Here is a 10,165-nt window from a genome sequence, read left to right on the forward strand (position 1 = left end):
GAAATTTAAAACTTACACAGCCAATAAATTAAAATGAGACTAAGTAACCGTAATAAAGCGTCAATTTATAACTCTTTGAGTACACTGCTTGTGATGATGGCAGTATTTGGTTTAACTGTATTCGTAGCTAATGAATATAGATTTCATGCCATGGGTAAAGAAAGTTATTTATTAATTATTGTTCCTGTTTTGCTGCTGATTATCTTTTATATCAGAGGAAGACAGATTTTTGAATATGACAGTGATGGAGAAGCTTTGAATTTTAAAAACAGGAATGTCATTCCTTTTTTTAACAAACCTCTTCATGACGAATTTCCAAAATATAAACTGATAAAATATGATGTAGTTAGTATCCTGTTCTTCAAAAGATTATATATTACCGTTTCCAGTAAGAATAATGGTTCTACCATACTCAAATATCAGATCTCTTATTTAGGCGACAAAGAAGTAAACGATTTAAAACTCTCTCTGAACAAAGTAGTGAAAGCTAATAAAGAGAAAAAAGATAAAATAGATGACGACAGAAGAATATTCGTATGAGGGTGAAAGCCTAAAAAAAGTTTCCGGCCTGTACAAAGACTGGTTTCTTGATTATGCTTCCTATGTAATTCTGGATAGAGCTATCCCTTCAATATATGACGGATTAAAACCCGTTCAAAGAAGAATTATGCACTCCATGCGGGAGCTGGAAGACGGCCGTTATAATAAAGTAGCCAATATCGTGGGAAATACCATGAAATATCACCCACATGGTGATGCTTCCATTACAGATGCCATGGTGCAGATCGGGCAGAAAGAACTTCTAATAGATACGCAGGGAAACTGGGGTAATATTTACACTGGAGACTCTGCAGCTGCCGCGAGATATATTGAAGCAAGGCTGACACCTTTTGCCCTGGAAGTAGTCTTTAATCCTAAAACTACAGATTGGACTAAGTCTTATGACGGAAGAAACAATGAACCTATCGATTTACCGGTGAAATTCCCGCTGCTTCTCGCACAGGGAGTGGAAGGTATTGGAGTAGGACTTTCTACAAAAATACTTCCTCATAACTTTAATGAACTTATTAACGCATCTGTAGCCTATTTAAAAGGTAAGAAATTTGAACTCTATCCGGACTTTTTAACGGCCGGTTATCTTGATGTTTCAGAATATAATGATGGTCACAGAGGAGGAAAGGTAAGAGCAAGAGCCAAAATTACCCAGACGGATAAACATACATTAGTAATTTCTGAACTTCCTTACTCCAAAACAACAACAGATCTTATTGACTCTATTCTAAAAGCCAACGAGAAAGGAAAGATCAAAATCAAAAAAATTGAGGACAATACTTCAGATAAAGTAGAAATCCTGATCCATATTCATAATGATGTTTCACCGGATAAGACTATTGATGCGCTGTATGCATTTACAGACTGTCAGGTAACAATTTCTCCGAATGCCTGTGTAATTGTAGGAGATAAACCTATGTTTCTGAATGTATCCGATATTCTTAAAACGAATACAGATCATACCGTTTCATTACTGAAGAAAGAATTGGAAATAGAACTTCATGAACTTCAGGAAAGCTGGCACTTCTCTTCACTGGAAAGAATTTTCATTGAAAACAGAATTTATCACGATATTGAAGAGGTAAAAACCTGGGAAGAGGTATTGAAGACCATTGATGCAGGATTAAAACCTCATACCAAACATCTTTTAAGAGCCGTTACAGAAGAGGATATCTTAAAACTGACAGAGATCAGAATCAAGAGGATTTCAAGATTCGATTTAGATAAATTTAAAGAAAATATTGCATCACTGGAAGGTAAAATAGAACAGGTGAAATACAACCTGGCCAACCTGATCGCTTATGCTATCGATTATTATTTAAATATTCAGAAAAAATACGGTAAAGACAAACAAAGAAAGACAGAGCTTAGAATCTTTGATACCATTGATGCTACGAAAGTGGCCGTAGCCAATGAAAAATTCTATGCAAATTTCGAAGAAGGCTTCATTGGAACATCTCTGAAGAAAGATCAGTATTTATTCGACTGTTCCGACATTGATGATATCATCACATTCAGAAAAGACGGAAGTATGAAGGTTGTAAAAGTGGAAGCTAAAACTTTTATTGGTAAAGATATCCTTCATGTTGCCGTATGGAAGAAAAACGATAAAAGGACAGTCTATAATATGATCTACCGGGAAGGCCGTGAAGGACCCTATTATATGAAACGCTTTTCTGTAACCGGAGTAACCCGAAATACAGATTATCCGTTAGCTTCAGATAAAAAAGGTTCTGAAACACTGTATTTCTCAGCCAATCCTAATGGTGAGGCAGAAACCGTAACCGTGCTTTTAAAGCCAAACCCAAGAATCAGAAAGAACAAAATGGAGATCAATTTCTCCGATCTGGCCATCAAAGGCCGTGATTCCAAAGGAAATCTGGTAACTAAATATGCTGTTAAGAAAGTAGATATGAAGGAAGAAGGAGTTTCTACGCTGGCACCCAGAAAAATCTGGTTTGATGATACGGTAAGAAGACTGAATGCCGATGCAAGAGGAACATTGTTGGGAAGCTTTAAAGGAGATGACAAAATTTTGACCATCAATACAAATGGTGAAGTAAAACTGGTATCTTTTGACCTTGGTAATCGTTTTGATGATGAATATCTGGTATTGGAAAAATGGAGACCTGCACAGCCAATCACCTGTATCTATTACGATGGAGAAAAAGATATTTATTTCATCAAGAGATTCCTATTGGAAAATACTGTCAATGTACAGACTTTTATGCCTTCTGAACATCCGAAATCATTCATCGAAAATGTAATTGTTGCCAACAATGTCACGGCAGAAATCATCTTCGCAAAAGATAAAGGAAAGGAACGTGAGCCGGAAACAGTAAATATTGATGAATTCATAGCCGTAAAAGGAATAAAGGCTATTGGAAACCAGTTTACCAAGTTCAAAGTGAAGGCAATCAATATTACCATCCCTGAACCGGTAGAAGAAGAGCCTGAAGTATATGAAGATCCTGAACCTGCAGGAGAAACTGATGAAGAAGGAGGAATTATAGGTGATCTGTTCCAGGGTGACGAATCTTAAAATTAAAGAGAAATGAACATTTTAATATTATTTATTGCAATTACAGCTATTATAAGCTTCATAGCTTTTAATAATCCCGCTATTACGGAAAAATATAAATTTAATGTTGGTGCTATTCTTCATAAAAAAGAATATATTCGATTGCTTTCATCAGGATTTTTACATGCTGATATCATGCACCTCGTATTCAATATGTTTACACTGTATTTCTTTGCACCTATTGTCATTCAGAGCTTCGGAAATATAGGATTTATCATTGTATACCTGGGAGCAATATTGCTGGGGAATTTTCTCTCATTATACATTTATCAAAAACAGCCCTGGTACTCTGCCGTAGGAGCGAGTGGTGGTGTTTCAGGAATTCTTTTTGCTTCCATAGCACTGATTCCTGATCTTAAGATATATCTTTTCTTTATTCCGATTGGTATTCCTGGATTTATTTTTGGGTTAGTCTATTTCGGGTATTCTGTATATATGATGCTGAATCCGAGAATACATGATAATATCGGACATGCTGCTCATTTGGGAGGAGCTTTTTTGGGATTAATATATGCTGTCATCAATGCACCGGAACATGCCATGCAAAATGGAATTTATATAGGAATCATGTCACTTCCGCTCATCTATTTGGGCTATGAAATATTTGTAAGGAAACGAATAGGATAAAAAACTATTCTTAATCAAAATATAAAAACCAATGAACACATAAGAGTTAAACAGTTTCATCATGATACTGATCTATGGTTCATTGGTTTTGCTTTTTCTGCTAAAGATGGTATTCTTTAAAAGCCGATTTCTGGTTCGGGGTATTTTTCTATCTGTTTCTACCTTTTGGTTGTATGAAACAGGCTTTCAATATCAGCCTATTGATAAAGCGATCGAAGATGCTGTTCAGTATTTTATTGAAAATCCTGTTAAAAATAAAAAAACCAGCTCCTAAAAGCTGGTTTTATCCAATTATCTTGTGATTTTCTGAGTTACATTTTTATTGGAAATAACACAGGCTTTGCTGCAGTTATTGGCATTTGAAATATTAACCTGTACCAATGCCGGCAATGATCTGTACTCTTCCTTGTTGTAAGGCGCTTCAGTACCATTACTTCCACCTCCTTTAATATCATACTGTACCTGGGCTACTCCTGTGAATCCTGCCGCAGGTTTGAATGAAAGCGCTCCGGTAGTTGGGAAATACGTCCATGTTCCCTGACTGTTGGTATAGACTCCATCTGTTATATTGGGAATCACCGCTCCGTTATTATCCAAAAAACGGAATGAATTAAAATCAAGATTGTTATACGAAAGGGTTGGAGGGTTTTGGCCATTTGCCGACGAATAAGCCGCATCATTAAGCAAAGGGTAATAGATTGACTTTATCCCCGGGCATCCGGCAAACAAATCATCGGTTACTTCAGCAGCATAAGGTCTTGTAACCCCTAAGTTTTTCAATAAATGAATATTTTTGGCAGCTCCGGTAGAAGCGGCAAATCCGATTCTGAAAGTAGAAGGCGCTGAAGTATCCAGCGTTCTTACTGTACTGTTGGAAATGGTAGTCTCAGTATATTTCAGAGAAGTAGGGTAGTAATAATTATCAATCACTTTTTCTTTTACCGTTCCGTGCTGTATTTCCAGGGTTATATTGTAACCTCCGGCTGGATTGGGAACAAGGGTAACATATGCTTTACGGAACCTTGCATCATTTTCATTTTGAGGAATTGTTGTTCCGCCACTTTCAATGCTGAATTGTTGAAGAGTCGTATTTTTAATGCCAATGTATTTTCCTGTAGCCGTATCGAGGTAAGCAGATCTGTTGCTGCTTGAAGGGGATGCATTAGTGGCAATACTATAAAGCAACGGATACCCATTATATCCGGCAGGTTCAGCAGAAGACAGGTATTGGTTTCCACGCTTTCCTCTTAATGAAACATTACTTCGTCCACCAGCAAGTCCCACTCCAAATATTCCATTTCTAACCCTTTCGCCCTGGTTAAAGCTTGTTTTAAAGTTTCCGAATTCATCCAGACCTATTCCCAGATAGGCTCCTCTCAGTCCTTCTGTAGATTCTCCTCCGCGTACAAAGCTATATCCTAGTCCTCCACCAAAGTATCCGAGATTAAGCTGGTTTTTAGGGATAGATCCATCCAATAAGAAGATAGAAATCCCATCTCCTCCGTTGGTATTCCCCCCATAAATAGCGAATTCAAACTCGAACTTGATTCCCTGGTCACTCTTGAATATTTTATCAGCAAGTATCACTCCTCCCGAGATATTATTGACACTTCGGGTAAGTCTTAGTCCATCCGTAGTAAAGGTTGCATCATTCTGAACGCCGCTGGTAACTACCTTATAAGCTTCCTGAGGCTGCAGACCCTGGGTGAAATTTACAAAATACGGATAGCCGGTTCCCTGTTCGTTCTGTGCCTGAATATTCTGAGAAAAAATAAACAAGGAAAACGTAAACAAGAATCTTTTGTATCGTAAAATTGAGCTGCTTTTTATCATAACTCAATTATTTAACAACGAAAACAATATTAATAAAAGAACAGTCTGTTGCTGCTGCTTTTACATTATAGGTCATTACTCCATCATCAGAAATAGAAATGTTACTGAATACATTAGGATCAGCATCCGTTACATAATAGTAAAGGTCTTTACTTGACGGAAAAAAAGGAATTGCAGCAGGAGCACTGGTACTTTTTGCTTTTGGAGATCCAAACTGAGTTTTATACAAGGTATATAAATCTTTAGTTCTACCATTAGCAGTGGTGGAAGTGTCAAAAGAAACACTTGGCATGTAAAACATTTTTACAGCATTACTGCTGATACAAAGCCAATCAGGTTTAATTGGAGTTCCGATATTCTGACTTAAACATTTTTTGTCGGTATCATAGATAAGAAGCGAGTTAGCCGGATTTACGATTGCATCTCTTTTTGCTGTGGTAAGTCTGGGTATCAGCATTCCTTTATTTTGGCTATAAACATCCAGAATAGCACTTTCTTCAGGTGTGGATGTGTTAATCCCAACTTGTGCGAAAGAAAGTGAGCTTGCTAAAACGATTGGTAGAAATAATTTTTTAATCATGATGTCTTAATAATTTTTTATCTGTGTATTGTATGTTTTTTTGAAGAAATATTCATCAGGCTTAATTCTTTAGGGAAATAACTATCATCAGCAAGTTCATTGAAGTAATGAATTGTTCGGCTTAAAGCATGCTATAATAAGATCCGTTCTTTCAAAAGCTCACCATAGATATAGCAAGTATGATTCATCAGGAAACGTTCTAAGTCTAACCTTGATAGTCGAAAAAGTAAATTGAATTATGTAGCCGTATAAGCTTTTAAATAAGTAAGATTCATATTCCTCGTGTTTTTTGCAAATATACAAAGAAATATTCAAGTGTTTGTGTTTATAGAATTAATTCTAAATTTCTCTCAATAATTAACGTATTTTATTTTAAATTTTTACATAATTTATAAATCAATGAGATTTTTTTTATTATGCAAATCTTTCTATTGTATTAAAAAATCTTAAAAAACTGATGATATTGATACTTGAAAATGAAGAAAAAAATTACCTTTTTAATACAAAGACTGAACAAGAATCTATTTTGAAAAATTATTCAACGCATCATTCAAAGTGCTTAGAAAATTAATATGCTTTGTTTTATTACTTTCAAAAATAAAATCCTTCATGCTTTTGCTTTTATATTGGCTAAAATCACCTATAATAGCCAATCCTATGCGATAGTTTGAGAACTTCTGAAGAATCTCTCCGGCAATTTTTGTTTTTAAATCAAAGAACGCAGGACTTATATTTTTTTCGTGAAGAATAACTTTATCAAAGCCCTGATAATAGATATTTCCCATAAGATCCAGCCCGTCCTGAGCAGACTGGATAATGAGGTCATCAGAAATAATTTCTGCAATTTTCAGGGTATTGATTTCGTGTGATTTGATGAACATGATGTAAATAATAATTATTTCCTTCCGTAAATAAACCTGTCGTTTTCAGATAAATCCTTCAATAATCGAACATTAGAAAAATCCTGATACAATTCCAGCGTTTCAGAACCCAGTTTCTGATTGATTTCTAAAAACAAAAGTCCGTCTTCATTCAAATGCTTTTTAGCATCTTCAGAAATTTTTCTGTAAAAGATCAGCGCATCTGAAGTAGGGGAGAAAAGTGCCATTTTTGGTTCAAATTCTTTTACTGAATCAGCAATTTCTATTTCTTCTTCAATCCCGATGTAAGGCGGATTTGAAATAATGATGTCATAGTTTTCAGCCAGTTCGAAATTGAGATAGTCCGCATGGATGAACCGGATTTCCAATTGATGATATTCTGCATTTCTTTTTGCGGTCTTCAATGCGTTTTCGGAAAAATCAACAGATGAAACGTTTGCTTCCGGAAAATATTTCTTTAAAATCAGAGGGATAACTCCGCTTCCGGTTCCTATATCCAGAATCTTTAAATTCTGAATTTTAGACTTAGAACCTTGTATTTCTCTGATAGCAATTTCCAACAGCTCCTCCGTTTCAGGGCGGGGAATTAATACATTTTCGTCTACAAAGAATTTCATTCCGTAAAATTCTGTTTCTCCCAATATCTGCTGATAAGGTCTTCCGGTTTTAAGTTCTGAAATAAAATGACACAACTTTTCTTTATCATCAGTCAGAAGTTCCTGTTCAGAGAATCTTCTCTGCTGAAATGCATCGAAACCTGCGATTTGATGAATGAATAAAGACGATAAAAACACAGCTTCCGACTCCGTGTAAAGGCCGGAAAGTTCTGTCCTGAAATATTTTTTAAATGCTGAAATTGTCATTTATCTTGTAAAAACCAGTTTTGTATCCGTAGACTTCTCTTCATCAATTCTGTATCCTTCATAGTTGAATGCTTTTACATCCTCCAGTGTTTTGGCATTGGTTTCTGCACAGAATCTTACCACAAGACCTCTTGCATGCTTTGTATACACCACAATGGTCTTCAGTTTTCCATCTTTTAATTCATAAAAATCAAAATCGATTACTTTGTGGTTCAGTTTCTTTCTGTCAATTACTTTTCCATATTCATTGCTGGCAAGTTGAAGTAGGATTTCTCCTTTTTTCATTTCAGAATTCAACTGTTCTGTAATCTTTTCTCTCCAGAATTCATACAGATTTTTGTATTGTTCAAATTCAAAAGGACGGCCCATTTCAAGTCTGTAAAGCATCACTTTATCCGAAGGTTTCAGTAACCCGTAAAGCCCGGAAAGTATTCTGTAGTTTTTTTGCAGGTAATCTACGGCATTTTTATCCAATGTTTTGGCATCCAGACCTCTATAAACCTCTCCTGTAAAGGCAAACATTGCAGGAGCAGATTCTTTTGCTGTAGGTTTGGATTTCCATTTTTGATTTCTTTCCCAGTTTTCATCAGCAAGCTTAGGCGATATTTCCATAAGGTCGGAAAGATATTTTGGCGATTTTTCTTTTAAATAAGACTGTATCAATGCTGCATCTTCAATGAATCTCGGAGTAGAAGATTTCAAAAAATCTGTTGAATTTTCCACGTTCATTAATTTTGCAGGTGATGTTATAATTTTCATAATGTTAAAATACAGATAAGTGTTTAATATCAATAAAATTCATCATCATCATTGCGATAAAATCAATCATAAAATGACAGATGATCAGAATTTTAATATTTGAATAGCGTTTATAAAATACAGCAAACACGATCCCGATAAAGAAAGGTCCGAGAACCTGGCTTACGGTACCGTAAGTACTATGTAAAATTCCAAATAAGACCGATGAAATAACAATTGCAACGGTGGGATTGTTATAAATTTTTTCCAGCCTGGGCTGTACATAACCCCGCATCAGGAATTCCTCTACAATAGCAGCGGTAAGGCATGTAAAAATAACTAAAAAATAATTATTTCTAAAAATAGGAGCAAGGTTGAGAAGCTTATCACTTATTTTTTCCTGCATAAAAAATTGGATCGCTGCATTCAGAATGCCTCCGCCAATCAAACAGATAAAATATAGGCTCACCACAGCTCTGATATAAAATGCAGCAGGGTATTTTTTCTCTTCCTTAAGTAAAAAAGTTTTTTTTTCAATAAAGATGCTGTACAGAAATACAATGATAAGAATGATCCATAGCACAATTCTGTTAAGAAAAAAATTGACTTCTGTGATTCCTTTTGTTCCCGTTACCATTGTAACAGCTGGAAAACCATACAGCATTGCAGCTGCCAAAATAATAAAGGTGAGCAAAATTCCGGCAGAATATTTCCCGCTAAAACTCATAATTCAGTACCTTAAACCTAGAACTTAAACAATCCCTTTTCCCTGACGGATAATTTCCGGTTCTCCCGAAGTGAGGTCTACAATAGTGGAAGCCACATTATCTCCATACCCTGAATCAATCACAATATCTACCAGATGATCATATTTTTCTGCAATAAGTTCTGGATCGGTAGAATATTCTATGATTTCATCATCATCTTTAATGGAAGTAGAGGCAATGGGGTGACCCAGTTTTTCAACAATAAGTTGCGGAATCGGATGATCAGGAACACGAATACCAATTGTTTTGTGACCTTTGTAAGCTAAAGGTAAACTTTTATTGGCTTCAAGAATGAAAGTAAACGGTCCCGGAAGATGACTTTTCAGAAACCGGAAAATTGAAGTGTCAATCGGTTTGGTAAAGTCCGAAAGATGGCTGAGATCATTACAGATAATGGAGAATTTAGACTTCTCAAGTTTCATTTTTTTGAGCTGAGCCAGTTTTTCCATGGCTTTTATATCAAAAATATTACAGCCCAGAGCATAGATTGTATCAGATGGATAGATAATCAGCCCGCCATTATTTAATGTTTTAATAACCTCATTCACAAGATTTTCCTGTGGGTTGTCCGGATAAATTTTTAATATTTTTGCCATAAAACAAAGATACAAATAATAAAATAGTTTTCATAAAAGTCCTTTATTTAAAAGAAAAATTAGGATTTTTGAAAAATATTCGTACCTTTGCAATCCAATATCGCGGGATGGAGCAGTAGGTAGCTCGTCGGGCTCATAACCCGAAGG

The 10,165-nt window shown here is 35.5% G+C and carries 11 protein-coding genes; 4 read left to right on the forward strand and 7 right to left on the reverse strand.

Going from position 1 to position 10,165, the window contains the following annotated elements:
• Positions 1 to 33 precede the first annotated feature (33 nt).
• From EK417_RS19200 to EK417_RS19215, 4 genes are all read left to right on the forward strand, one after another.
• Positions 34 to 540 (forward strand): hypothetical protein, encoded by a 507-nt coding sequence (locus EK417_RS19200; RefSeq protein ID WP_076597532.1) that lies wholly within the window; start codon positions 34 to 36, stop codon positions 538 to 540.
• Complete coding sequence (locus EK417_RS19205) at positions 515 to 3,094, forward strand: DNA gyrase/topoisomerase IV subunit A (RefSeq protein WP_136523074.1); 2,580 nt, start codon at positions 515 to 517, stop codon at positions 3,092 to 3,094. Before EK417_RS19200 ends, EK417_RS19205 begins: the two co-directional genes overlap by 26 nt.
• 12 nt (positions 3,095 to 3,106) lie before the next feature.
• A complete protein-coding gene (locus EK417_RS19210) occupies positions 3,107 to 3,760 on the forward strand; it encodes a rhomboid family intramembrane serine protease (protein ID WP_110366320.1) in 654 nt (217 codons plus the stop codon).
• A 61-nt stretch (positions 3,761 to 3,821) separates the two neighbouring features.
• Complete coding sequence (locus EK417_RS19215; protein ID WP_136523075.1) at positions 3,822 to 4,034, forward strand: hypothetical protein; 213 nt, start codon at positions 3,822 to 3,824, stop codon at positions 4,032 to 4,034.
• Positions 4,035 to 4,051: 17 nt separating this feature from the next.
• On the opposite strand, the gene EK417_RS19220 is transcribed toward EK417_RS19215, so the two are convergent.
• The 7 genes from EK417_RS19220 to EK417_RS19250 form a co-directional block, all read right to left on the reverse strand.
• Positions 4,052 to 5,593 carry a lectin-like domain-containing protein gene (locus EK417_RS19220; protein WP_136523076.1) on the reverse strand — a complete coding sequence of 514 codons (1,542 nt, stop codon included), beginning with the start codon at positions 5,591 to 5,593 and terminating at the stop codon, positions 4,052 to 4,054.
• Positions 5,594 to 5,600: 7 nt separating this feature from the next.
• Positions 5,601 to 6,173 carry a phage tail-like protein gene (locus EK417_RS19225; protein ID WP_083688917.1) on the reverse strand — a complete coding sequence of 191 codons (573 nt, stop codon included), beginning with the start codon at positions 6,171 to 6,173 and terminating at the stop codon, positions 5,601 to 5,603.
• Positions 6,174 to 6,694: 521 nt separating this feature from the next.
• Positions 6,695 to 7,054 (reverse strand): DUF4180 domain-containing protein, encoded by a 360-nt coding sequence (locus tag EK417_RS19230; protein ID WP_110366318.1) that lies wholly within the window; start codon positions 7,052 to 7,054, stop codon positions 6,695 to 6,697.
• A gap of 14 nt (positions 7,055 to 7,068) precedes the next feature.
• Positions 7,069 to 7,917 carry a peptide chain release factor N(5)-glutamine methyltransferase gene (gene prmC / locus EK417_RS19235; RefSeq protein ID WP_136523077.1) on the reverse strand — a complete coding sequence of 283 codons (849 nt, stop codon included), beginning with the start codon at positions 7,915 to 7,917 and terminating at the stop codon, positions 7,069 to 7,071.
• On the reverse strand, positions 7,918 to 8,676 hold the full coding sequence (yaaA, locus tag EK417_RS19240) for a peroxide stress protein YaaA (RefSeq protein WP_136523078.1): 759 nt from the start codon (positions 8,674 to 8,676) through the stop codon (positions 7,918 to 7,920).
• A gap of 4 nt (positions 8,677 to 8,680) precedes the next feature.
• Positions 8,681 to 9,382 carry a CPBP family intramembrane glutamic endopeptidase gene (locus EK417_RS19245; RefSeq protein ID WP_110366315.1) on the reverse strand — a complete coding sequence of 234 codons (702 nt, stop codon included), beginning with the start codon at positions 9,380 to 9,382 and terminating at the stop codon, positions 8,681 to 8,683.
• Positions 9,383 to 9,406: 24 nt separating this feature from the next.
• Positions 9,407 to 10,018 (reverse strand): L-threonylcarbamoyladenylate synthase, encoded by a 612-nt coding sequence (locus EK417_RS19250; RefSeq protein WP_076597540.1) that lies wholly within the window; start codon positions 10,016 to 10,018, stop codon positions 9,407 to 9,409.
• Between the last annotated feature and the right edge of the window lie 147 nt (positions 10,019 to 10,165).

Origin of the sequence: Chryseobacterium candidae, from assembly GCF_004916905.1 — a bacterium.
Lineage (GTDB): Bacteria > Bacteroidota > Bacteroidia > Flavobacteriales > Weeksellaceae > Chryseobacterium > Chryseobacterium candidae.

Bases quoted from the DNA above. Each gene is read 5' to 3' on its own strand.
- EK417_RS19210 (WP_110366320.1), top strand. From the start codon at position 3,107: ATGAACATTTTAATATTATTTATTGCAATTACAGCTATTATAAGCTTC.
- EK417_RS19230 (WP_110366318.1), bottom strand. From the start codon at position 7,054: ATGTTCATCAAATCACACGAAATCAATACCCTGAAAATTGCAGAAATT.
- EK417_RS19245 (WP_110366315.1), bottom strand. From the start codon at position 9,382: ATGAGTTTTAGCGGGAAATATTCTGCCGGAATTTTGCTCACCTTTATT.
- EK417_RS19215 (WP_136523075.1), top strand. From the start codon at position 3,822: ATGATACTGATCTATGGTTCATTGGTTTTGCTTTTTCTGCTAAAGATG.
- EK417_RS19220 (WP_136523076.1), bottom strand. From the start codon at position 5,593: ATGATAAAAAGCAGCTCAATTTTACGATACAAAAGATTCTTGTTTACG.
- EK417_RS19205 (WP_136523074.1), top strand. From the start codon at position 515: ATGACGACAGAAGAATATTCGTATGAGGGTGAAAGCCTAAAAAAAGTT.
- EK417_RS19200 (WP_076597532.1), top strand. From the start codon at position 34: ATGAGACTAAGTAACCGTAATAAAGCGTCAATTTATAACTCTTTGAGT.
- EK417_RS19225 (WP_083688917.1), bottom strand. From the start codon at position 6,173: ATGATTAAAAAATTATTTCTACCAATCGTTTTAGCAAGCTCACTTTCT.
- yaaA (WP_136523078.1), bottom strand. From the start codon at position 8,676: ATGAAAATTATAACATCACCTGCAAAATTAATGAACGTGGAAAATTCA.
- EK417_RS19250 (WP_076597540.1), bottom strand. From the start codon at position 10,018: ATGGCAAAAATATTAAAAATTTATCCGGACAACCCACAGGAAAATCTT.
- prmC (WP_136523077.1), bottom strand. From the start codon at position 7,917: ATGACAATTTCAGCATTTAAAAAATATTTCAGGACAGAACTTTCCGGC.